Below are 23,236 nucleotides of genomic sequence, written 5' to 3' on the forward strand. Positions count from 1 at the left end.
CGCGACATTTTCGGGAAAATCTCAAGCGCTTGTCCTGTGGTGTCTCAGCTCGCCGGTTCCGTTACCTTGGCGTCCTGGTCATCGGCAGGTGCGTCTTCTGCGGGCTCGTCCGCGCTCGTTTCATCAGCCTCGTCATCCGGCTTCGGTGCCTCGAGCTTCGGCAGCTCTACTTCGCGCTTCATCAGGATGCCGCAAATCCTGGCGATCGTCTCTTTCAGCTCCTGACGCGGCACCACCATGTCGATCATGCCGTGATCGAGCAGGTACTCTGCGGTCTGGAAATCTTCCGGCAGCTGTTCGCGAACCGTTTGTTCGATGACCCGGCGCCCGGCAAAACCGATCTGCGCACCAGGCTCTGCGATATGAACGTCGCCCAACATTGCGTAAGAAGCGGAAACCCCCCCGGTGGTCGGGTTGGTCAGAACAACAACATAGGGAAGCCCTGCTTCCCGCAGCATCTGGACGCCAACCGTGGTCCGCGGCATTTGCATCAGCGAAAGGATGCCTTCCTGCATGCGTGCGCCGCCTGATGCGGCAAACATGACGAATGGTGTCCCGTCCTCAACTGCTTTCATCATACCGGCAAGGATAGCCTCGCCTGCAGCCATGCCCAGCGATCCGGCCACGAAGTCGAAGTTCTGAACAGCAATGGTCATGGCCATGCCGTTGACCTTGCCCTGGGCAACCAGGATGGCCTCGTCCTCACCGGACTTGGCCCTGGCTTCTTTCAGGCGGTCGGTATAGCGCTTGGAATCGCGGAACTTGTGCGGGTCTGCATGAACTTCCGGCGTTTCAATGTCAGTGTACTCGGCATCGTCGAAAAAGGCTTCGACACGCTTGCGCGCCGGCATGCGCATGTGGTGACCGGAGTTCGGTATCACCCAAAGATTGGCTTCCAGGTCCCGGTGAAACACCATTTCGCCGGTCTCAGGATCCTTGATCCAGAGATTCTCGGGAACCTCGCGCTTCTTCCAGAGGTCGCGGATCTTGGGGCGTACGATAGAGTTGATCCAGTTCACGTCAAACGCGTCCGTTTACTCGAGTAATGACCAGGGCGGCGGCCCTCGGCGGAGATATGGGGTCCGCCAGCAATCCTTCAATTCAAACAGCCCGACTTAGCTTGAGCGGGCTCTCGCGCAGCCCGCAGCCAGATCGGTCACCACATCAACAACGGCCTTGACGGTTTGCCCGGTTGCTTTGCCGGCCTCATCCAGACTGTCCCGAATGGCATTCACAAGGACCGAACCGACGACAACGCCGTCAGCGTCCTTGCCGATGACCGCGGCCTGATCCGCGGTTTTCACGCCGAACCCAACGGCAACCGGGAGATCGGTGTGGCCCTTGATGCGGTTAACGGCTGCCGTTACCCGGCCCGTATCCGCAATATTGGCACCCGTGATGCCGGTGACGGAGACGTAATAGACGAAACCGGAAGTGTTGGCCAGAACGGCCGGCAAACGCTTGTCATCGGTGGTGGGGGTTGCAAGACGAATGAAATTGAGCCCGGCATCCAGTGCCGGAATACAGAATTCATCGTCAGCTTCTGCCGGGAGGTCGACAATGATGAATCCGTCGACGCCGGCATCCTTGGCAACCTTGGCGAATTTCTTCGGATCGCGGACGTAGATCGGATTGTAGTAACCCATCAAGATGATCGGCGTGTCCTGGTCCCGCTCGCGGAACCGGCGCACCATCTCCAGGGTTTTGTCCATGGTCTGGCCAGCGGCAAGCGCACGCTGGTTGCCAAGCTGGATTGGAACGCCTTCCGCCATTGGATCGGAAAACGGCATACCGAGCTCGATCACGTCGGCGCCGGCTTCCGGAAGCGCGTTCAAAACCGCCTGGGATGTCTCCAGATCGGGATCACCTGCGGTCACAAAAGTCACCAAGGCAGGCCGGCCTGCGTCGGCACAGGCCTTAAAGCGGCGATCAATACGCGTTTCCGTCATGCAGCTTCACCCCTGCCGCGCAACACGCGGCCGTTCATGTCAACTTAAACTCAGTGCGATGTAGGGGAGCGGGCAAGCGGATGTCAATCAAGATCGTACCAAACGGGCAAGATGCCCGTCAGACGATCGTTTGCGCGACGGGAACCTGGCCGCACGGCCAGGCTCATCGGTTCAGCGCTTGAAGTGCTTGTTAAAGGTGTAGCTGGAGATGTCTGAGCGATCCAGACCAAGCTGCGCAAGTTCGCTGGTGTTCATCCGGTTCAGGCGTTCGAACTCGTTCGCTGCGCGACGAGCAGAGCGGATGTCGCGGACAAAACCTGTCAGAAGATCGAATTTCATATCGTTTTCCCTTCATGTCAGATGGACGACTTTGTGGTCCGCCGTCCGTGTCCGAACTTCAACATAAACATTGTTGCAGTGCACACAACCGATCGAATTGCATTGCTGCCCTGTCCCTGCGGAATAGCTGGCCAGCGGGACTTGCGGCGTCGATCTCGCGAAATGCATAGCTGGCTTAGCTGATGTGCAGATTTTGCAGCTTCCAAAGTGCACAAAGTGCGCTTATGTTGAGACACCAACAAGAACAAAGGAGCTGAAAATGGCCCATTCGCTTTTCGAGCCTGCTCCCAAACCGCTGCACGAAAAAATCTGGCAGCGGGTCAGGGACCTCAATCTCGGCGCGACCCCACGGGAGATCGCTCATACGGATCCTGCATTACTGAAACAGGCCGAAACCCTGGACGCTCGCGGCCGTCAGCAACTTTTGCAGGCCGCGCTAACGACCAAGCCGATCGCACCAAATGGAGCCGGACGCCGCTGATGCCCGGCTTTTGTTGAATTGGTCTTGCCAGCCCAATCGGTGGCTTTAAAGACTTTTTCGTCAACTCACCTGGCTACGTTCAGATTGAACGTCAGGGTAGCCCACAAGCCCCGTCATTGCCGGACCTGATCCGGCAATCCATGCCGTGCACTCGCGCCAAAAGTATGTTCTCCAAGCCGGAAGGGTCGCGGCATGGGTCCCATGGTCAAGCCATGGGACGACCGACAAAACACTACGATCGAAGCACCGCAGACCAGCCGTACGCGCCAGTTTGTTAACAAAAAAGCCGCGCCCTTATCAGGACGCGGTTTCGTTTGTTCCAGCTGATCCGGTTCAGATGTCGAACCCGAGCATTTGTCCGACAGCAAACACGTCCTTGTCGCCCCGGCCGCACAGATTCATGACAAGGATCTGGTCCTTGTCCATCTGGGGCGCCAGCTTGACGACGTGGGCGAGCGCGTGGGACGGCTCCAGTGCCGGAATGATCCCTTCAACCCGCGTCAGCAACTGGAAAGCTTCCAGGGCTTCATCATCCATGACCGGAACGTATTCAACGCGGCCGATATCCTTGAGCCAGGAGTGCTCAGGTCCGATGCCGGGATAATCAAGGCCCGCAGAGATCGAGTGTCCTTCCAGGATCTGACCGTCGCCATCCTGGAGCAGGAACGTGCGATTGCCGTGCAACACGCCCGGCTTTCCGGCGGTCAGCGATGCGCAGTGTTCTTCGCCTTCAAGCCCGCGGCCACCGGCTTCGACGCCGTAGATCTTCACGTCCTTGTCGTCGAGGAACGGATGGAACAGGCCAATCGCGTTCGAGCCGCCGCCAACGGCGGCAACGAGCGCATCCGGCAAACGGCCTTCGGCTTCCAGCAACTGCTCGCGCAATTCCCGGCCGATCACCGACTGGAAGTCACGCACCATTTCCGGATAGGGGTGCGGTCCGGCCGCCGTGCCGATCAGGTAATAGGTGTTTTCGACGTTGGTGACCCAGTCGCGCAGCGCCTCGTTCATGGCGTCTTTCAGCGTTCCCGCACCCGCCGTGACCGGAACGATCTCGGCACCCAGCAGTTTCATGCGAAAGACGTTCGGCTTCTGACGTTCGACGTCGGTGGCGCCCATATAAACAACACAGGGCAGACCGAACCTGGCACAGACCGTTGCCGTCGCCACGCCATGCTGTCCAGCGCCGGTTTCGGCAATAATACGGGTCTTGCCCATGCGCTTGGCCAACAGGATCTGACCGAGGCAGTTGTTGATCTTGTGCGAACCGGTGTGGTTCAGCTCGTCGCGCTTGAAGTAGATCTTTGCGCCGCCAAGCTCTTCCGTCAGCCGCTCGGCGAAATAGAGCGGCGAGGGACGGCCCGTATAGTGCTTGTTCAAGGATTCGATCTCGGCGTGAAACTCCGGATCGTTCTTCGCATCCTCGTACTGCTGCTCCAGATCCAGGATCAGCGGCATCAGCGTCTCGGCGACGTAACGGCCACCGAAAATGCCGAAATGCCCGCGTTCGTCCGGACCGGTCCGGATGCTGTTCGCCATGTCGTTCACGCGTCTACTCCTTAAGCCGGAAATCTCCGGAAATCAGGCGCTTTTGGCCGCCGCCAGAAAAGCGCGAATAAGTTCACTGTCTTTGACGCCCTTCTCCCGCTCAACTCCGGAAGACACATCAACCGCCCTGACCCCGCTCTGCCGGATGGCCTCGGCAACATTCGTCGGATCGAGCCCCCCGGACAGAAGGAAGGGCTTTTTGAGCTCTATATCCTTCAGCAGCTTCCAGTCATAGGAGACGCCGTTGCCGCCAGGCAGCTCTGACCCCTTGGGTGGTTTGGCGTCAAACAGGATCCAGTCGGCTACAATAGCGTAGTAATCGGCCTGTTCCAGATCCTCCCGTTCAGAAACGGAAATCGCCTTCATCACCCTGGCTCCCTGCATCACCTTGGCCGCAGCCAAGGCTTCGGGCGCTTCTGAGCCGTGAAACTGGATAATATCCGGGTTCACCAGTTCCCTGATCCGCGACAATCCGTCCGGGTCCATGTTCACGGTCACCGCAACGATTTCGGCCTTCCCGCGCGCCATGTCCGCCAGCTTGCAAGCCTCGCTGAGCGAGACGTGCCTCGGGCTCTTGGGAAAGAACATCAGGCCGACCATGTCCGCCCCGGCGTCCAGCGCGGCTTCCATGGTCTCCTCGGTCGACAAACCGCAGATCTTGACTTGGATATCAGACATGGGATCGAGGTATCGCCGGTGCGGAAGAGTTTGTCAAAAGGGGATTTTGAACTCTTGCCGCGTCGCCCTTTGCCTCTCCATCGTCATCCCGGCCAAGCAGAGCGCAGAGCCGGGATCGGAGAGCCGTGGAATCAAGTCTTGAAACAACCATCCGCTACACGGCGCGCCGATCCCGGATCGTCGCTTCGCTGCGTCCGGAATGATGGCGAAAGGGCTAGTTGTTTAAAGTCAGGTAGAGATCTTCCCAATCGGGATTCATTTTTTCAATCAATTCAAACTTCCAGCGCCGGCGCCATCTCTTGATCTGCTTCTCTCTCGTGATTGCGGCGGGTATCTCGGAATGGATTTCATACCAAACGAGGGTCTTCGTACCGTACTTTTCCGAAAAACCTTCGAGCAGTCCTTCACGGTGTTCGTATATGCGGCGTACAAGATCAGTGGTCACCCCTGTGTAGAGCGTTTCATAAGGTCGTGACGCGAGAATGTAGACCCAAGCCGTCAACTCAACAGTCCAGTACATAGCAAAAGTCTATGGCGCCCCGGTCCCGGATCTCCTTTCAGTCGTCCGGGATGACCAACGACAGTTTGTTTTGACCATCGTAATCCCGGCCAAGCGGAGCGTAGAGCCGGGACCGGAGAGCCACAAACTCGGCATTAAGATACGTCCTCAAGACACGTTGAACGCCGCGATGGCGGCCATGTTGACGATGTCGCTGTCCTTGGCGCCAATGGGCAGGATCTGGATCGACTTGTCGAAACCGGTCAGCAGGGGCCCGATCACAGTGGCGCCGCCGAGTTCCTGAAGCATCTTGGTGGAGATCGAAGCCGAGTGGAATGCCGGCATGACCAGAACGTTGGCCGGGCCCGACAAACGGCAGAACGGGTAGGCGGCCATCCGGTCCATGTTGAGCGCAACGTCGGCCGCCATGTCGCCGTCATACTCGAAATCCACGCGCCGCCGGTCGAGGATCTTGACCGCCTCGATAACCTTCTCCGACCGTTCGCCCCTTGGATGGCCGAAGGTGGAATAGGCCAGCATGGCGACCCGTGGCTCGTAGCCGAGCTTGCGGGCGACATGTGCTGCTTCTTCTGCAATATCGGCCAGTTCTTCCGAATTCGGCATGTCGATCACCGCCGTATCGGCAATCAGAACGGTGCGTCCCCTGACCAAGGCAAGCGAGACACCGATGATCCGGTGGCCCGGTTTCGGGTCAATCGTCGCTTTGACCGTATCAAGTGCAACGGAATAGTTCCGCGTCAGGCCGGTCACCATTGCATCGGCATCGCCGCGTGCCACCATGATCGCACCCCAGTAGTTCCGGTCGTTGTTGACCATGCGCTGACAATCGCGCAGCAGGTAACCATTGCGCTGCAAACGGCCGTAAAGATACTGCGCATAGTCAGCATTCCGATCCGAAAGGCGGGCATTCTGAATAGAGACACCGGGCCGGTCGATGTCGACACCAGCCTGCTCCGCCATGGTTTTGATTTCGTCTTCCCGGCCGATCAGGATTGCAGCGCCCAGGCCCTGGGCGACAAAGGCGGCGGCGGCGCGGATGACCGGCTCCTCCTCCCCTTCGGCAAAGACAACCCGCTTCGGCTGCTGGCGGACCTTCGTGAAAATACGCTGCAGGGTTCCGGCGATCGGATCGCGCCGCGCGGACAGCTGATGCGTGTAGGCTTCCATGTCGACGATCGGACGCTTGGCGACGCCTGAATCCATGGCGGCCTGCGCGACGGCGGGCGGGATGGCGGAAATCAGACGCGGATCAAACGGGACCGGGATGATGTATTCCGGGCCGAATTTCGGGCGGTTGCCACGATAGGCCGCTGCCACTTCATCGGGCACCTCCTCACGGGCCAATTCCGCCAGCGCCTGGGCACAGGCAACCTTCATTTCGTCGTTGATGGTGGTCGCGTGTACATCGAGCGCGCCGCGGAAAATATAAGGGAACCCGAGCACGTTGTTGACCTGGTTCGGATAATCCGACCGGCCGGTCGCCACGATGGCATCGTCGCGCACTTCGGCGGCTTCTTCCGGCGTGATTTCCGGATCCGGGTTGGCCATGGCAAAAATGATCGGGTTCGGCGCCATGACACGCAGCATGTCCGGCGTCAGGGCGCCCTTGACCGAGACGCCCAGGAAGACATCGGCACCCTTCATGGCATCGTAGAGCGAGCGGTTGCTGGTCTCGATGGCATGCGCCGACTTCCACTGGTTCATGCCCTCAGAACGGCCTTTGTAAATCACGCCCTTGGTGTCGCAAAGCGTGACGTTTTCGTGCGGAACGCCCATGGCTTTCACCAGTTCGATACAGGCAATGCCCGCCGCGCCGGCCCCGTTGCACACCACCTTGGTGTCCTTCAAGTCCCGCCCCGTCAGATGCAACGCGTTGAAAAGACCCGCCGCTGCGATGATTGCCGTGCCGTGCTGATCGTCATGAAAGACCGGGATATCCATCAACTCGCGCAGGCGCTGCTCGATGATGAAACAGTCCGGTGCCTTGATGTCTTCCAGGTTGATGCCGCCGAAGGACGGCCCGAGGTAGCGCACCGAATTGATGAATTCCTCAACGTCCTGGGTGTCCACTTCAAGGTCGATTGAATCGACATCCGCAAACCGCTTGAAAAGGACGGACTTGCCCTCCATCACCGGTTTGGATGCAAGGGCACCGAGGTTTCCAAGACCCAGGATGGCTGAACCATTGGAGATCACTGCGACAAGATTACCCTTGGTGGTGTAATCGTAGGCCCGGCTTGGGTCGTCCGCGATTGCCAGGACAGGGACCGCCACACCGGGGGAATAGGCCAGTGACAGATCGCGTTGCGTTGCCATCGGTTTGGTCGGTGTGACTTCCAGTTTGCCGGGCCGGCCTTGCTGGTGAAATTGCAATGCTTCCTGGTCGGTGAAGCTGATACTTGTTTTTGACGAAGACTTGTCAGTGGACATGGCGCGGGCGTTTCCTCTCGGTCGCACTTCTTAACGAGGCGGGACCCTGACCTTATCCCCTGGAAAATGAAGCCTCAAGCGCGGAAGCCATAACCCTTTTGTGGAATGGCGGGCGAGGTTTGCTACGTATTTATCATGAGTGGACAGAGCGCGCAGAAAGCGGCCCCGGCCGACCAGAAGGTCACGCCGATGATGGCCCAGTATATCGAGATCAAGACGGCCAGCCCGGACAGCCTCCTGTTTTACCGGATGGGTGATTTCTACGAGCTGTTCTTTGACGATGCGGAAATTGCGTCCCAGGCGCTCGGTATCACGCTCACCAAGCGCGGCAAACACCAGGGTGCCGATATCCCGATGTGCGGCGTACCTGTCCACGCAGCCGACGACTACCTTCAGAAACTGATCGCCAAAGGTCACCGGGTTTCCGTCTGCGAACAGACCGAAGATCCGGCGGAAGCCAAAAAGCGCGGGTCCAAATCCGTCGTCCGCCGGGACGTCGTCCGGCTGGTGACACCGGGAACGCTGACGGAAGAACGCCTTCTGGACGCAGGCGCCAACAACTTTCTGATGGCGCTGACAAGGCTGAGGGGTGGATCGCTCGCCGGCGATGCCGTTTACGGTCTTGCCTGGATCGACATGTCCACGGGCTCGTTTCAAGTGTCGGAAACCGATCAGCAACGGCTTGCAGCCGATCTTGCGCAGGTGTCGCCGCAGGAACTGATTCTGGCGGACACGCTGTTGCAAGAAGGCGAGCTTCGCCTGATCGCCGAACAATCGGGCAGCGCGCTGTCACCTGTTCCGCGCGCCTTTTTCGACAGCTCCACCGCAACCGACCGCCTGGCGCACTATTTCGGCGTGAAGACGCTCGACGGGTTCGGCACCTTCAGCCGGGCGGAACTTTCAGCCGCTGCCGGGATCTTATCCTATATCGAGCGAACCCAGCTCGGCGAACGTCCACCGCTCGACCCGCCCGTGCGCGAGGCCGGTGCAGGACGCATGCTGATCGACCCGGCGACACGCGCCAATCTTGAACTCTCACGAACGCTCTCCGGCGAAAAGCAGGGGTCACTGCTTGCAATGATTGACCGGACCGTGACAGGCGGCGGATCCCGCTTGCTGGCAAGCCGTCTTGCCGGACCGCTTGTCAATGTCGATGCAATTCATCACCGTCACGATGCCGTCGCCTTTTTTCTCACCAACGAAATCAGACGCGAAGGCCTGCGCCAGACACTGAAAGGTGCACCGGATATGGCCCGGGCGCTCTCGCGCATTGCCCTTAACCGGGGCGGTCCGCGCGATATCCTGGCAATCGCGCAGGGGCTTGCCGCAGCGCGGGCTGGTTTCGAACAGACGAACGCTGGAGACATTCCGGCTGAAATCGCCGCCGCCCGCACCAGTCTCGAACAGGCCCCGCATGAGCTCGGCACCGAGCTTGTCTCGGCGATCAAGGAGGAGCCGCCGCTTCTGAAGCGGGACGGTGGGTTTGTCGCGACCGGATACAACGCCGACCTTGATGAGCTACGCTCCTTGCGCGACGAAAGCCGCAAAGTCATCGCCAGACTGCAGGCAGAGTATTCCGAAGAGCTCGGCCTTCGCTCGTTGAAGATCAAGCACAACAATGTGCTCGGCTGGTTCATCGAAGCGCCAACCGCCCAGACGGAGAAGCTGACAGCCGATCCGGCACGCTTCATTCACCGGCAGACCATGGCCGGCGCGATGCGGTTCACAACGACGGAACTTGCGGATCTGGAATCGAAGATCGCCAGCGCCGGGGAACGGGCGCTCGCTATTGAACTTGAGATCTTCGAGCAGCTTGCCCAGGCGATCATCGACAGCGGCGAGGCCATCAAGGCGGCTGCCCAGGGTCTCAGCATCCTGGACGTTTCCGCAGCGCTGGCAAAACTGGCGCAGGACGAGAACTATGCGAGGCCGGTCGTCGACGACAGCCGCGCTTTCGAGATCAAGGGTGGCCGTCATCCGGTCGTCGAACAGGCATTGCGGATATCCGGCGGCGACAGCTTTGTCGCCAATGACGCAGATCTCGGTCCGGTCAATTCGGAAGAAATCGGTCATATCTGGCTGATCACCGGACCGAACATGGCTGGTAAATCAACGTTCCTGCGCCAGAACGCGCTGATTGCCGTGCTTGCACAGATGGGCGGATTTGTCCCGGCAGATGAAGCCCATATCGGCGTGGTCGACCGGCTGTTTTCACGCGTCGGCGCTGCTGACGACCTTGCCCGCGGCCGGTCGACGTTCATGGTCGAAATGGTCGAAACAGCTGCCATTCTCAACCAAGCGGGCGATCGCTCGCTGGTGATCCTCGATGAAATCGGACGCGGCACGGCGACCTTCGACGGATTGTCGATTGCCTGGGCGACGATCGAGCATCTGCATGAGGTGAACAAATCACGCGCCCTGTTTGCGACCCACTACCACGAGCTGACGGCGCTCTCGGCCAAACTCGACCGGCTCTACAACGCCACCGTCTCGGTAAAGGAATGGAATGGCGAGGTCATTTTCCTGCATGAGATCGTGCCCGGTGCTGCGGACCGGTCCTACGGCATCCAGGTGGCCAAGCTTGCCGGCTTGCCGGCGACAGTCGTCGAGCGTTCGAAGCAGGTTCTCGGCCAGTTGGAAGAGCAAGACCGGCGATCGCCTGCGGAAAGCCTGATCGACGAATTGCCGCTCTTTGCCAGTGTCGCGCCGCCGCCGCCCAGCGCGCAGGCGGTGCAGGTCAAGGTCAATCCGGTGCTTGAAGCGCTCGCGGAATGCGATCCCGACGACATGACCCCGCGCGAAGCCCTCGAAGCGCTCTACAGGCTCAAGACGTTGAAATCAGAAGAGTAATTTTCTCCTTCACCACCCACCGTCCTCATCCTGAGGAAGCGCATAGCGCTGTCTCGAAGGATGGGCGACAGACGCCACGACAAGCGGCCATCCTTCGAGACGGACCTGACGGCCCTCCTCAGGATGAGGTCATGTTCGTCCGCGATTTTACGAAAGAGAGCCGTTGCCTCAGGCACCACCGGCCTTTGCGACGGCGAGCGCATTCGTCATGGCGCCGGCAAAACTCGTGCGGTCGTCGGGATTGAGGAAATTGCCTAAATCGACCGTCTCGCCGCGGCTCGTCAGTGAAATCCGGACAACGCCCTCGTCTTCGATGCGGTTGACGGACAACCGGACCCAGAACGGGTTGAACTTGAATTCCTGATACCGTTTGCCTGGACCAACCTTGCGGATGATGAGCTCGTTCCGGGAGACGATCACTTCCTCGTAGGTGCGCGCGGACCGATAATTCATGCGGAACGCAAACCAAAGAAGGGCAATATCAAGCCCAAAAAACCCGAAGACCGGCCATGCCCCGATGCTCCAGAAAACAGCGCCAGCGACAAAGCTGACAAAGCCGAAACAGAGCATGAGGATCATGAACCCGTTCGGACCCAAAGACCGATACGGCGTCAGCACAGCGGAAAAGAATGGCTTGTCCATTTCCACCGGTGACCCACAATTCTCGGGTTTCGGATTGTTCTCACTCATGAGGTCTGATTATAGAGAGTTCATGACCCAAGCAAAGAGCCCCCCCGCCCGCAAGGCCTCAAAAGGATCCGCAAAACCGAAGCAGACCAGGAAAACGGCCCCTTCCGTCGACAATCCCGGCAGGGTGTTGAAGAGGTCGCGTTACAGCAAGGCCGAGACCTACGCCATTTTTCAGAGGTTCCACGCGGACAATCCGGAGCCGGAAGGCGAACTCGACTATGTCAATGCTTTCACATTGCTGGTTGCCGTCGTTCTGTCTGCGCAAGCCACCGATGTTGGCGTCAACCGGGCAACGAAGAACCTGTTCAAGATCGCCGATACGCCTGAAAAAATGGTCGCCCTCGGCGAGGACCGGGTGCGCGAGGAAATCAGGACGATCGGCCTTTATAAGAACAAGGCGAAAAACACGATATTGCTGTCCGAACAACTCATCCGGGACCATGGCGGTGAGGTGCCGGAAAACCGAGAAGCACTTGAGCAGCTCCCTGGGGTCGGACGCAAAACGGCAAACGTGGTCCTGAATATCTTCTTCGGCCATCCGACAATTGCTGTCGACACGCATCTGTTCCGTCTTGGAAACCGGATCGGCATCGCACCGGGCAAGACGCCACTTGATGTCGAAAAGGCAATGGAAAAGGCCGTTCCTGAAGAATTTTCCCTGCACGCGCACCACTGGCTGATTTTGCACGGACGCTACATCTGCAAGGCGCGCAAGCCGGAATGCAAACGCTGTGTCATCTACGATCTTTGCAAAAGCCCTGAGAAGGAAAAGTTCGACGCCGTACCGGACATCGCAGCGCGCACGAAGGCACTGATCGAGAAGGAAAACAGTGCGTGAATCTTGCTGACCTGCCGCTTCCTTTCAGCGAGCGCCTGACCTTCCGTTTGCCGACCCGCGCAGACGCTGGCTTTTACAGAGACATGATGAACGAGCCGGACTATCACCGGTTCATCGCCGATCGCGGCATCCGGTCTGAATCGGACGCAATCAATTACATTGAAAGCAGTCCGCTTGCACATTTTGCCAAACACAAGATTGGTCTTTGGGTGGTCGAGCTGAAGCCCACCAGCGAGCCGATTGGGGCGTGCGGTCTCGTGGTACGCGATGATCTTGACCATCCGGACCTTGGATACGCCTTTTTGGAAAAACATCGCGGCAAGGGCTATGCGCTTGAAGCCGCAAAGGCCGTGCTTGCCTATGTCAAAGACAACACGGACCTGGATACGCTTTGCGCGATTACGCACACCGAAAACGTGAGATCAGCCGCTCTTTTGTTGAAGCTTGGATTCTTGGCATCCGGACAGCGGTATCTAGCCGCATACGACGATACGTCCGACTACTTCCTCATTCATGTAGATCGAAGCTGACCGGTCCGAACCCGGCCTTCAGTTCCGTTTTTCGCGGACGCGCACCACGACATCCACGCGGACGATTTCCATGCCTTCCGGGGCTTCGGGAATTTCGCCGATGCCAACGCCTTGGCCAGGAATGTCGATCACCCGGTTCTCGTCTTCAATGAAGAAATGGTGGTGATCAGACACGTTGGTGTCGAAATACGTTTTGTTGCCTTCAATTGCGACTTCGCGCAAAAGGCCAGCCTCGGTGAACTGGTGCAGGGTGTTGTAGACCGTTGCAAGAGACACCGGAACATCGGCGCCGACAGCTTCTTCGTGCAGCACCTCTGCGGAAATGTGGCGATCGCCCTTGGAATAGAGCAATTCAGCCAAAGAAACGCGCTGGCGAGTCGGCCGCAATCCTGCAGATCGCAGCATGTCGGTCACGTCTTTGCCGGTCGATATCATCGCCCTGTCTGTCGTCATTCCAGATCGTTCCACAGTTAAGTCTTTGTTTGTTATGGCCATTTTTTCAATGACCTAACCTAACCAAAGACCTGTTCCTTCGGTTGTTCGTCATGTTCTGCCATTTCCTGTGCCTAAAATGCAAGTTTTTACCGCATTGCGCAACTTGATAGCAGAGTAACAATCGGCCCGCGCTTTCATTCAAATCTGGCCGGATAGCCTTAAAAACCCTTAAATTTCGCTCAAGTGACATCTTTCGGTCATGGTTCCCCTGTGTTAGGAAGGCGCCGCAAACACAACGAAAAAACAAACCCGTTCCGCAATGGGATAATGGGTAGGAAGCAAGAAAACGGATCCTGAATGACCGAGCGCCGCTCAAGCTACGACTACGAAGCTCTACTCGCCTGCGGCCGCGGCGAGCTGTTTGGCCCCGGCAATGCCCAATTGCCGCTCCCGCCAATGCTGATGTTCGACCGGATTACGGAATTGTCCGAAACTGGTGGCGAATACGACAAGGGGTATGCGCGCGCTGAGTTCGACATCAAGCCGGATCTGTGGTTCTTCCCATGCCACTTTCAGGGTAACCCCGTCATGCCGGGATGCCTGGGACTCGACGCGCTCTGGCAGCTGACTGGCTTCTTTCTCGGTTGGCTCGGTCTGGAAGGCAAGGGCATGGCGCTGTCCACCGGTGAAATCAAGTTCAAGGGCATGGTGACGCCGGACGTGAAACTCGTGGAATACGGTGTCGATTTCAAGCGGATCATGAAAGGTCGGCTGGTCCTGGGAATTGCCGACGGCTGGCTGAAAGCCGATGGCGAGCAAATCTACAAGGCAACGGATTTGCGCGTCGGCCTGGCGAAAAGCTGAGGTCCTTACTTACCTGTCGAATTCGGCCGGCGTTTCTTTTTCATCAGAAGCGCCGGTTTGCGTATTATGAAGAGGCCTAAGGTCCCGGCGAAGCCGGACCATCCGCACTCTGGAAAACTTAGGAGACCGCAATGAGACGCGTTGTCGTCACCGGTATTGGAATTGTTTCCTCCATCGGATCTAACGCACAGGAAGTGCTTGCGAGCCTGCGCGAAGGCAAGTCGGGCATCAGCTTTGCGCCAGATTATGCCGAGCACGGCTTTCGCAGCCAGGTTCATGGCATGCCGGATGTCGATATTCCATCCCTGATCGACAAGCGTCAGCTTCGGTTCATGGGCGATGGAGCGGCCTACAATTACATCTCCATGCAGCAGGCGATTGCCGACAGCGGCCTTGAGGAAAACGAAATCTCAAACACTCGGACCGGTCTGATCACCGGATCCGGCGGTCCGTCAACCAAGAACCTTTTCCAGGCGCACCAGATCGTTCTGGAAAAGGGAGCGCCGAAACGCATGGGGCCTTTCATGGTCACGCGCGGCATGAGTTCGACGAACTCAGCTTGTCTGGCAACGCCGTTCAAGATCAAGGGCATCAACTACTCCATCACTTCCGCCTGTTCCACATCGGCCCACTGTATCGGGGCAGCGACCGAGCAGATCCAGTTCGGCAAACAGGATGTGATGTTTGCCGGCGGTGGCGAGGAACTCGACTGGACGCTGTCCTGTCTGTTCGATGCGATGGGTGCCATGTCGTCGAAATACAATGACTCGCCTGAAACTGCGTCCCGCGCCTACGATTCCACCCGCGACGGCTTCGTGATTGCCGGCGGCGGCGGTCTTGTCGTTCTGGAAGAACTGGAACACGCCAAGGCACGCGGTGCCAAGATATACGCTGAGGTCACCGGTTACGCCGCCAACTCCGACGGATATGACATGGTGGCGCCGTCCGGCGAGGGCGGCGAACGCTGCATGCGCCTTGCGATCGAAACGCTCGGAGACCGCAAGGTCGACTACATCAATACCCACGGAACCTCGACCCCGGTCGGCGATGTCGGCGAAATCGAAGCCATTCGCCGCGTCTTTGGCGACAATCAGCCGCCAGCCTCGTCGACCAAATCCCTGACCGGCCACAGCCTTGGGGCAACCGGTGTGCAGGAAGCGATCTACTGTCTCTTGATGCTGCAAAACGATTTCATGACGGCATCCGCCAACATCACTGATCTCGATCCGGCCCTCAGCAAGGATGAAGTCGTCACGGAACGTGTCGACAACGCCGGGCTCGATACCGTGCTCTCCAACAGCTTCGGCTTCGGCGGCACCAATGCCTCCCTCGCGCTGTCGCGCTACCACGGCTGAGGAGACTTAAATGTCTAATCTGATGAAGGGCAAACGCGGCCTGATCATGGGCGTTGCCAACGACCACTCAATTGCGTGGGGCATAGCCAAGACTCTCGCCGATCATGGTGCGGAGCTTGCGTTCACCTATCAGGGCGAAGCGTTCGGCAAGCGGACGAAGCCGCTGGCAGAGTCTGTTGGCTCCGACATTCTGCTTCCTTGCGATGTCGAGGACATCGCGTCGGTGGATTCAGTCTTTGACACGCTCAAGGAAGCCTGGGGCAGTATCGATTTTCTCGTCCACGCCATCGCGTTTTCCGACAAGACGGAGCTGCGCGGCAAATACGCGGACACGACCCGGGAAAACTTTACCCGCACGATGCTGATTTCCTGCTTTTCCTTCACGGAAATCGCCAAGCGTGCGGCCGACATCATGCCGAATGGCGGATCGATCATCACGCTGACCTATGGCGGATCGACCAAGGTCATGCCGAACTACAACGTCATGGGTGTGGCCAAGGCCGCCCTTGAATCGTCCGTGCGGTATCTCGCAGTCGACTACGGTGAGCAAAACATCCGGGTCAATGCGATTTCGGCCGGGCCTGTGCGCACGCTGGCCGGGTCCGGCGTTTCCGACGCACGGTTGATGTTCAATTTCCAGAAGCGCAATTCACCAATGTGCCGCACGGTTTCGCTCGATGAGATCGGCGGCACCGGGCTCTACCTGCTCTCGGATCTCTCCGGCGGCGTGACCGGGGAAGTCCATTTCGTCGACAGCGGATACAACATCATGTCCATGCCACGACTTGAGGAACTGAAGGTTCAGGAAACGAAAGTCGACTGACGCGGCGCAGTGATCGAGTTAGGAGAAAGGCGGTCTGATGGGCCGCCTTTTTTCGTTTTATTGTATCCCGCATCTTCAAAATGAGGGTCGGGGCAGCCCTCGGACCAGATGCGTCGAAAGTGGATCAATCATCCAGGATTTCGTCGGGGTAAACACCGAAGAGGCGAGTCTGGTCGAGCCAGCCATTGTATTTGTCGCCATTAACACGGCACCAACCGCCGGCGCATTCGGTGACTGATGTCAGGACGAAGGGTTCCAACTCGGCAACGATATCTGCGTCAGACCGGGACCGCGCCCGCAACGGAGTTCTGTCATTTCGCTCCCAGGGGGTGACCAGTGCTGTCCGCCTGCCCGAGAGCAGGGAATGAAACACCCAGCCGACCTTGCCTTCCCAATCGCGGATCCGCCGCCAGTTGTCGAATTCCTGGATGATTTCGACGGGCAGTCCGGACTGGACGAATGTCCAGGCGATGGCGTGTTCGCGCGAGGGACCCACCCTCACATTGACCCGATCCGACTTGAGACTCACAAAACGCGGAACGGGAAGCCCGGAAGCACCCGTCGTTGTGCCCTGGGCTGCCACTGGCAGGCTGTTCCAGCCGATTGCGCAAAGGATGGTCACTACACACAGAAGAAGGCGGGTGCCTTTTGTGGAACGGGTCATATTGGCCAGTTGTCCAATTGTTTTTGATCGTTGAGCTGCGTCAAACCTGTAACGAAAAAACTGCGTAAAAACCACCTTGCCGGATTTGGCTCGTGGGCAATGCGCCGCGATTGAAACCGATCTCTTGTTTCTGCCGAACCATCTGGTAAGGAAAGGGTGAGGTCTCATGCGCTCGCGCAACGCGCAGCATCAAGGTGAATCCGTTGGGGTTAACAAACCTTCAACGAAGCGCGAAAGGCAGTAGGTATGGCGAAAAAGAAGCCTGTCGTTGTTGTCACCCGGAAGCTTCCGGACGTGGTCGAAACCCGGATGCGTGAGCTTTTTGAAACGCGTCTCAATGAAAATGACAGGCCTTTTAGCCAGGCGGAGCTGGTGGAAGCTGTCAGAACGGCCGATGTTCTGGTTCCGACAGTGACGGACAGGATCGATTCGTCGGTCCTTTCGCAAGCCGGCGAAAATCTGAGACTGATCGCGAATTTCGGAAATGGTGTCGACAACATTGATGTGGTCACCGCCAACAACCGCGGCATCAACGTCACCAACACGCCCGGCGTTCTGACAGAAGACACTGCAGACATGACCATGGCGCTCATGTTGTCGGTTCCGCGTCGACTTGCCACAGGCATCAGTGCCCTCGAAGCTGGGGACTGGGCAGGGTGGTCGCCCACATGGATGCTGGGACACCGGATCTGGGGCAAACGGCTTGGCATTATTGGCATGGGCCGAATCGGTCAGGCGGTCGCCCGCCGGGCAAAAGCCTTCGGCATGTCGATCCACTATCACAATCGCCGCCGGGTGCCCGAAGAGATCGAGGAAGAGCTGGAAGCGACCTATTGGGAAAGCCTCGACCAGATGCTGGCCCGCATGGACGTCGTTTCGGTGCATTGTCCGCACACACCGGCAACCTTCCACCTTCTGTCGGCACGCCGTTTGAAGCTGCTGAAGCAGGACGCCTACGTGGTCAACACCGCGCGCGGTGAGGTGATCGACGAAAATGCGCTCATCCGTATGCTGGAAGCCGGCGATCTTGCCGGCGCCGGCCTCGACGTTTTCGAACACGAACCGGCGGTCAATCCGAAACTCGTGAAGCTCGAGAACGTGGTTCTGCTGCCGCATATGGGGTCGGCAACGATCGAAGGCCGTATCGAAATGGGCGAGAAGGTCATCATCAACATCAAGACCTTCATGGACGGACACCGTCCACCGGACAGGGTGCTGCCGTCGATGCTCTGAGCGGGTCTGTTGTCCGTCCGGCGGTCAGACGCAGCGTTCAAGATTCCCGAAGCGCTTCATTGGCTTAATGGCAGAGAGGACGGTCGTCTCTGGCTGGAGACCTTGCCGGATCTTCTGGATGCTGCTTGCCAAAAGTTTGAACTGGAACGACCCGGCGATCCCTTTGCCGGCGGGAATGTTTCTTATGTCGCGCCTGTCATTCGGAACGGTGAAGATGCCGTCCTGAAACTGCAATTCCCCGATCGCGAATGCCGGTTCGAGGCCGACGCATTGAGGCTGTGGTCCGGCCGCGGCGCGGTCCGTCTTCTTGATCATGCGCCAGAGTACAACGCGCTGCTTCTGGAACGATGCCATCCCGGGCATTTTCTTGCCGACGACCCAGACGCGGACCGGATCGGCACGTTGGCAAACCTGCTCCGTCAACTTCTCATTCCTGCGGGTAAGCCGTTTCAAAGTCTGACGGACGAAGCCGCGATTTGGCTGAGAGATCTGGAACAGGATTGGCAGACATCAGGCAATCCTTGCGAAAAGCGCCTGGTGGATGCAGCTACGTGGGCGTTTTCCGAACTCCCGAAGGAGACGACACCAAAGGTCTTGCTCCATCAGGATCTTCACGGTCACAACGTCCTGTCTGCGTCGCGGGAACCATGGCTCGCAATCGATCCGAAGCCGCTCGTCGGAGATCCGGCCTTTTCACTTGCTCCGATCGTGCGGAGCTTCGAGTTTGGTCATTCAAAAAAGGAAGCGCTTTTCCGTCTCGACCGCCTGTCCGAAGAGCTTGGTCTTGACCGGGACCGCGCCCGATTCTGGACCATCGGACAGACAATGGCCTGGGCATTCGAGAGTTCCCATGCCGAACGGCATTTCGAAACGGTGCGCTGGTTATTGCGTGACTAGCTTCTAACTGCCTGAAAGATCTATTTTTTTGTCCTTCCCGCTCTTCGTGGGAGGGAATTTAAGCCTGGGTCTGGTGCCGGTGCTGCCTAGCCGCCGTATTTCCCCCAAAGAGCAGTGTCGCCCATGCCTTTGACGAACTCTTTGTGTGCGGCGTATTCGTCTTCCGACAGACGGGACGCAAGCGGTGCCGGGCGACGCTTTGCGTTGAAAGTGCCAAGTTCGCCCGAGACCACGGACGACCCTTCAGCAGCCGACTGGTCTTCGTCCGGCATCAAGCCGAGCGCGGTTTGGCGTCCGCCGATCAGCTCCAGGTAAACTTCCGCCAGGATTTCAGCATCGAGCAACGCGCCGTGTTTGACCCGCTTGGAATTGTCGATGCCGTAGCGCGAGCAGAGCGCGTCGAGTGAATTGGGGCCGGTGGGGTGCTTGCGTCGCGCAATTTCCAACGTGTCGAGGACCTGGGTGTTGGGGATCTTCCTACGGCCTGCGCGTTCCAACTCGGTATTGATGAAACCCATATCGAAGGCTGCGTTGTGAATGACCAGCGTGGCATCGCCGACAAACTCCAGGAATTCGTCGGCGACCGCTGCGAACAGAGGCTTATCGGACAGAAATTCTTCGGAAAGTCCGTGGACGCGGAAGGCTTCCTCCGGCATGTCGCGTTCCGGATTAATGTAGACATGGTAGGAATTGCCCGTGGGGATGTGATTGAGAAGTTCCACACCGCCAATTTCCACCAGCCGGTCACCGCCGCGTGGATTGAGCCCCGTTGTTTCCGTATCGAAGGAAATTTCGCGCATCTATTCCGCCTTTTGCCTCATTCCACTGTGCAGCGATGACGTGTCGAGGCAAGCCCGGTGTGCTGTTTTCCCCGGTGTTCAAAGACTTTCTATGGCTTTGAAGCCAGTTCTTCCAAAATCTCGTCGACCCTTCGCTCCGCCGCGTCCAATCCGAGACCCGTGTCGATCAGGAAATCTGCCTTTTCGCGTTTCTCAGCATCCGGAACCTGTTTTTCGAGGATCGATTGGAACCGCTCTTCGTTCATGCCAGGCCGGGCAAGAACCCGCTCCCTCTGCGTATCGGCATCAGCAGTAACGACCACAATCACGTCGACGCGGTCCTCGGCGCCTGTCTCGAAGAGAAGGGGAATGTCGAGCAAGACGACAGAATGGCCGTCCAGTCTGGCCATATCGAGAAATGTCCGCTCTTCCTCGTGAACAAGAGGATGCACGATCTCTTCCAGGCGCTTCATTGCATCAGGCTGGCCAAGCACCTGCTTCGACAGCAAGGACCTGTCGACTTTGCCGTCGACCACAGTTCCTGGAAACGCCTCGTTGATTAAAGGCGCCGCGTGTCCTTCATAAAGCCTGTGCACCGTGGCATCGGCATCGTGAACGGGCACGCCCCGCGAAGCGAACATGTCCGCCGTCGTCGATTTGCCCATTCCGATGGACCCGGTGAGACCGATCCTGATCACGAAATCACTCCAAGGTCTTTCAGCACAAGGGTTCTCAATTCTTCGGTTACCTCGGGACGAACGCCGAACCATCGTTCAAATCCCGGAACGGCCTGGTGAAGCAGCATTCCAATTCCATCGACAGTCGGGTTGCCCATTGCGGCAGCCTGCTTCAGCAACTCAGTTTCCATGGGCGCATAGACAATGTCGTTCACCAACGCATGTTTGGGCAGACCGTCAAGATCAATATCCAGTGGTGGCTTACCCGTCATGCCGAGCGACGTTGTATTGACCAGCAGATCGGTTTCTCCAAGCAACATCCCCAACTTATCCCAACCTTGGGCATTCGTTTTGGAGCCAAATTCATCGCTGATTTTCCGGGCTTTTTCTATCGTTCGGTTGACGATATGCACTTTTGTGAATTGTCTTGAAAGCAGCGCCCAGACGATTGCACGGGCGGCACCGCCTGCTCCGAGAACGAGGGCCGTTCCGGCTTGCTTGTCCCAACCGGGCGCGAGCTGGTCGAGATTGCCGAGAAAACCCAGTCCGTCGGTGTTGGCGCCGCACAAGCGTCCGTCGTCGTCCAGCCAGAGCGTGTTTGCAGCGCCCATCTTTTTGGCCGCGTCGTCAAGCTGATCGCAGGCATCTGCCGCAGTTTCCTTATGCGGAACCGTGACGTTCACGCCGACAAGCCCGGTCGCGGCTAAGTCGCGGTAAAAACCGGCGGCTTCTTCCGGAGCGACATCGACCCGACCATATTCTCCCCGAATTCCGTGCTTCTTCAGCCAATAGCCATGGATGAGGGGAGATCTGGAATGCGCGACGGGATGGCCGGTTACTGCAGCTCTTTTCAGGTTTTCACTCATGTTTCGATGACCTTGAGGGCCCGAAGCTTCGCCAGAAGCGGGAGCATTGGCAGACCAAGGATTGTGAAGTAGTCGCCGTCTATTTTGTCGAAAAGCTGCACCCCAAGGCCCTCGAGCTGATAGGCGCCGACGCTTGACAGCACCGTGTTCCCGGCATCGGCGAGATAGTGTCCGATGAACTCCGGCGACAGGTCGCGCATGGTTAGGCGCGCCACAGAGACATGGCGCCATATGGCTTCGCCATTCTGTGAAATGACGACCGCGGAGTGAAGCTCGTGGGTCTTGCCCGAAAAAGCCAGCAATTGCCGGCGGGCCGCCTCCATATCTTCCGGTTTGGTCCGGCGCTCGCCTTCAAAAGCGAGGATCTGGTCCGCGCCGACAACAAGATCACGGCCGCGGTGGCTACTGACATCGTTCGCCTTCGCTTCGGCCAGAACACTCGCAAGATCCTCAGGCGGAAAATTGGCCTCCAACAAAGGCGCCTCAACGGCGCGCTCATCAACGTCTGCCGGTTCGATCTCGAAGGCGAGACCTGCGTTTTTCATTAGTTCAGCACGGATCTTGCTTCCGCTCGCCAGTACGAGTGTCATTTTATCCTCTTATAAACCATTGAAATCAATCAGCTTTCCATCGCACCTTCGGCATCTGCCCGAAAATCACGGAAGAGTGTCAGGATTTCAGCTGCTGTTTCCTCAACTGACCGTCGGGACACATCGATCAGCGGCCAACCATTCTCGGTGCACAGCCGCCGCGTCATGTTGATCTCCTGAGAGATCTCCTTCCGGTCGACATAAGTGTCGTTGTAGCCTTCGGAATTCAATGAGAGCACGCGGTTGCGGCGAATCTGATGAATGCGTTCCACGGATGCGATCAGACCGACGATCATCGGGCCTTTCAGGTCCTTGACGTGATCGGGAAGGGCAATACCGGGAACCAATGGGACGTTCGCGGCCTTGATGCCTCGGTTGGCCAGGTAAATACAGGTCGGCGTCTTGGACGTTCTTGATATCCCGATCAAAACGATATCGGCTGATTCCAGGTCATCCCAGATCTGGCCATCGTCGTGCATCATGGTGTAGTTGAGCGCCTCCATCCGTCGGAAATACTCAGCATCGAGCTCGTGCTGTCCGCCGACACGGTGCGTCTGGGTCACATTCAGATACGACTGAAAGACTGCAAAGACAGGATCCAGGATGTTGACGAAGGGCACTCCGAGATCCTTGCACTTCTGCTCCAGCCGTTTGGCGATTTCGTCGTCCACCAACGTGTAGAGCACGATCCCTGGCGCGTTCTCGATTTCGGAGATCACCCGGTCGAGCTGCTTTGCGGATCGAACCAGCGGATAGACATGCTCGATTTCCTGTACGTTGTCATACTGAACCGTCGCGGCCCGCGCGACCGTCATCAGGGTTTCACCGGTAGAGTCGGACACAAGGTGCAGATGAAAATAGTGTCTCGACTTGTTCACGGTGTCATCCCCAGGCTTGTTGACGAATTGGGAGTTGTCTTCCAGCTTGCGTGCGTAGCACGAAGTTTATGCCCGCTCAGCATGAATTGTTAACAATGCATTGACGCGCGGAAAACGATTCCGAAACAGATGTGCGTTGTTGTGGATTCACATTTGAACTGTGACATATCGACAGATTTTCCACGTGAACGCAATTTCTTAACGAAAGGTAAACAGCCCATCAAGTATCTGGAATTAATTCGTAAATTCCGTTATCGACTCCTGGGGAGTGTTTCAGCAGATGTGAGTGCCGGATTTTTCCCGGCTGGACATTTGCGTAAAC

At 58.0% G+C, this 23,236-nt stretch carries 24 protein-coding genes; 9 read left to right on the forward strand and 15 right to left on the reverse strand.

What is annotated here, in order from left to right; all coding sequences use genetic code 11:
• Positions 1–44: 44 nt before the first annotated feature.
• The 3 genes from accD to RBB47_RS14795 form a co-directional block, all read right to left on the reverse strand.
• On the reverse strand, positions 45–1,019 hold the full coding sequence (gene accD / locus RBB47_RS14785; protein ID WP_305986593.1) for an acetyl-CoA carboxylase, carboxyltransferase subunit beta: 975 nt from the start codon (positions 1,017–1,019) through the stop codon (positions 45–47).
• Between the two features lie 96 nt (positions 1,020–1,115).
• Complete coding sequence (trpA, locus tag RBB47_RS14790; protein WP_305986594.1) at positions 1,116–1,949, reverse strand: tryptophan synthase subunit alpha; 834 nt, start codon at positions 1,947–1,949, stop codon at positions 1,116–1,118.
• 171 nt (positions 1,950–2,120) lie between these two features.
• Positions 2,121–2,288: a hypothetical protein gene (locus tag RBB47_RS14795; protein ID WP_305986595.1), complete on the reverse strand. Its 168-nt coding sequence runs from the start codon at positions 2,286–2,288 to the stop codon at positions 2,121–2,123.
• Between the two features lie 259 nt (positions 2,289–2,547).
• On the opposite strand from RBB47_RS14795, the gene RBB47_RS14800 reads away from it, so the two are divergent.
• Complete coding sequence (locus RBB47_RS14800) at positions 2,548–2,769, forward strand: hypothetical protein (protein ID WP_305986596.1); 222 nt, start codon at positions 2,548–2,550, stop codon at positions 2,767–2,769.
• Positions 2,770–3,102: 333 nt separating this feature from the next.
• Here the strand turns inward: RBB47_RS14800 and trpB are convergent, their stop codons facing one another.
• The 4 genes from trpB to RBB47_RS14820 form a co-directional block, all read right to left on the reverse strand.
• Complete coding sequence (trpB, locus tag RBB47_RS14805; RefSeq protein ID WP_305986734.1) at positions 3,103–4,308, reverse strand: tryptophan synthase subunit beta; 1,206 nt, start codon at positions 4,306–4,308, stop codon at positions 3,103–3,105.
• Positions 4,309–4,350: 42 nt separating this feature from the next.
• Positions 4,351–4,995 (reverse strand): phosphoribosylanthranilate isomerase, encoded by a 645-nt coding sequence (locus RBB47_RS14810; protein WP_305986597.1) that lies wholly within the window; start codon positions 4,993–4,995, stop codon positions 4,351–4,353.
• A 214-nt stretch (positions 4,996–5,209) separates the two neighbouring features.
• Positions 5,210–5,497, reverse strand: a complete 288-nt coding sequence (locus tag RBB47_RS14815; RefSeq protein WP_305986735.1) for a GIY-YIG nuclease family protein — start codon at positions 5,495–5,497, stop codon at positions 5,210–5,212.
• Between the two features lie 165 nt (positions 5,498–5,662).
• A complete protein-coding gene (locus RBB47_RS14820) occupies positions 5,663–7,945 on the reverse strand; it encodes an NADP-dependent malic enzyme (protein ID WP_305986598.1) in 2,283 nt (760 codons plus the stop codon).
• A gap of 135 nt (positions 7,946–8,080) precedes the next feature.
• Between RBB47_RS14820 and mutS the strand changes: the two genes are divergently transcribed.
• Positions 8,081–10,795, forward strand: coding sequence for a DNA mismatch repair protein MutS (gene mutS / locus RBB47_RS14825; protein ID WP_305986599.1), 2,715 nt, complete (start codon positions 8,081–8,083; stop codon positions 10,793–10,795).
• A 168-nt stretch (positions 10,796–10,963) separates the two neighbouring features.
• Here mutS and RBB47_RS14830 read toward each other — a convergent pair whose 3' ends face one another.
• Positions 10,964–11,485, reverse strand: a complete 522-nt coding sequence (locus tag RBB47_RS14830) for a DUF2244 domain-containing protein (protein WP_305986600.1) — start codon at positions 11,483–11,485, stop codon at positions 10,964–10,966.
• A 22-nt stretch (positions 11,486–11,507) separates the two neighbouring features.
• Here RBB47_RS14830 and nth point away from each other — a divergent pair, with 22 nt between their 5' ends.
• Together nth and RBB47_RS14840 are read left to right on the forward strand one after the other, a co-directional pair.
• The gene (gene nth, locus RBB47_RS14835) at positions 11,508–12,323 is read left to right on the forward strand and encodes an endonuclease III (RefSeq protein WP_305986601.1); all 816 of its coding nucleotides are present in this window, start codon (positions 11,508–11,510) and stop codon (positions 12,321–12,323) included.
• Complete coding sequence (locus RBB47_RS14840) at positions 12,320–12,853, forward strand: GNAT family N-acetyltransferase (RefSeq protein ID WP_305986602.1); 534 nt, start codon at positions 12,320–12,322, stop codon at positions 12,851–12,853. The genes nth and RBB47_RS14840 overlap by 4 nt, the downstream gene beginning before the upstream one ends.
• A gap of 18 nt (positions 12,854–12,871) precedes the next feature.
• Here the strand turns inward: RBB47_RS14840 and irrA are convergent, their stop codons facing one another.
• Positions 12,872–13,306 (reverse strand): iron response transcriptional regulator IrrA, encoded by a 435-nt coding sequence (gene irrA, locus RBB47_RS14845; RefSeq protein ID WP_305986603.1) that lies wholly within the window; start codon positions 13,304–13,306, stop codon positions 12,872–12,874.
• A gap of 339 nt (positions 13,307–13,645) precedes the next feature.
• Here irrA and fabA point away from each other — a divergent pair, with 339 nt between their 5' ends.
• The 3 genes from fabA to fabI all read left to right on the forward strand — a co-directional run bounded on the left by fabA (position 13,646) and on the right by fabI (position 16,330).
• Positions 13,646–14,152, forward strand: a complete 507-nt coding sequence (gene fabA / locus RBB47_RS14850; protein ID WP_305986604.1) for a 3-hydroxyacyl-[acyl-carrier-protein] dehydratase FabA — start codon at positions 13,646–13,648, stop codon at positions 14,150–14,152.
• 131 nt (positions 14,153–14,283) lie between these two features.
• Positions 14,284–15,507: a beta-ketoacyl-ACP synthase I gene (fabB, locus tag RBB47_RS14855; RefSeq protein WP_305986605.1), complete on the forward strand. Its 1,224-nt coding sequence runs from the start codon at positions 14,284–14,286 to the stop codon at positions 15,505–15,507.
• Positions 15,508–15,517: 10 nt separating this feature from the next.
• Positions 15,518–16,330, forward strand: coding sequence for an enoyl-ACP reductase FabI (fabI, locus tag RBB47_RS14860; protein WP_305986606.1), 813 nt, complete (start codon positions 15,518–15,520; stop codon positions 16,328–16,330).
• Positions 16,331–16,454: 124 nt separating this feature from the next.
• Here fabI and RBB47_RS14865 read toward each other — a convergent pair whose 3' ends face one another.
• On the reverse strand, positions 16,455–16,994 hold the full coding sequence (locus RBB47_RS14865; RefSeq protein ID WP_305986607.1) for an SH3 domain-containing protein: 540 nt from the start codon (positions 16,992–16,994) through the stop codon (positions 16,455–16,457).
• 246 nt (positions 16,995–17,240) lie between these two features.
• Here RBB47_RS14865 and RBB47_RS14870 point away from each other — a divergent pair, with 246 nt between their 5' ends.
• Together RBB47_RS14870 and RBB47_RS14875 are read left to right on the forward strand one after the other, a co-directional pair.
• The gene (locus tag RBB47_RS14870) at positions 17,241–18,227 is read left to right on the forward strand and encodes a D-glycerate dehydrogenase (RefSeq protein WP_305986608.1); all 987 of its coding nucleotides are present in this window, start codon (positions 17,241–17,243) and stop codon (positions 18,225–18,227) included.
• 9 nt (positions 18,228–18,236) lie between these two features.
• Positions 18,237–19,124 carry an aminoglycoside phosphotransferase family protein gene (locus RBB47_RS14875; RefSeq protein ID WP_305986609.1) on the forward strand — a complete coding sequence of 296 codons (888 nt, stop codon included), beginning with the start codon at positions 18,237–18,239 and terminating at the stop codon, positions 19,122–19,124.
• A gap of 86 nt (positions 19,125–19,210) precedes the next feature.
• On the opposite strand, the gene dnaQ is transcribed toward RBB47_RS14875, so the two are convergent.
• The 5 genes from dnaQ to RBB47_RS14900 form a co-directional block, all read right to left on the reverse strand.
• Positions 19,211–19,924, reverse strand: a complete 714-nt coding sequence (dnaQ, locus tag RBB47_RS14880; RefSeq protein ID WP_305986610.1) for a DNA polymerase III subunit epsilon — start codon at positions 19,922–19,924, stop codon at positions 19,211–19,213.
• 89 nt (positions 19,925–20,013) lie between these two features.
• The gene (gene coaE / locus RBB47_RS14885) at positions 20,014–20,601 is read right to left on the reverse strand and encodes a dephospho-CoA kinase (RefSeq protein WP_305986611.1); all 588 of its coding nucleotides are present in this window, start codon (positions 20,599–20,601) and stop codon (positions 20,014–20,016) included.
• Entirely contained in the window at positions 20,598–21,446 is an 849-nt protein-coding gene (locus RBB47_RS14890; protein WP_305986612.1) for a shikimate dehydrogenase, read from the reverse strand. The genes coaE and RBB47_RS14890 overlap by 4 nt, the downstream gene beginning before the upstream one ends.
• On the reverse strand, positions 21,443–22,036 hold the full coding sequence (locus RBB47_RS14895) for a Maf-like protein (protein ID WP_305986613.1): 594 nt from the start codon (positions 22,034–22,036) through the stop codon (positions 21,443–21,445). Before RBB47_RS14895 ends, RBB47_RS14890 begins: the two co-directional genes overlap by 4 nt.
• Before the next feature lie 29 nt (positions 22,037–22,065).
• Positions 22,066–22,914 carry a pyruvate, water dikinase regulatory protein gene (locus RBB47_RS14900; RefSeq protein ID WP_305986614.1) on the reverse strand — a complete coding sequence of 283 codons (849 nt, stop codon included), beginning with the start codon at positions 22,912–22,914 and terminating at the stop codon, positions 22,066–22,068.
• Between the last annotated feature and the right edge of the window lie 322 nt (positions 22,915–23,236).

It is taken from the genome of Roseibium sp. MMSF_3544 (assembly GCF_030732845.1).
Lineage (GTDB): Bacteria > Pseudomonadota > Alphaproteobacteria > Rhizobiales > Stappiaceae > Roseibium.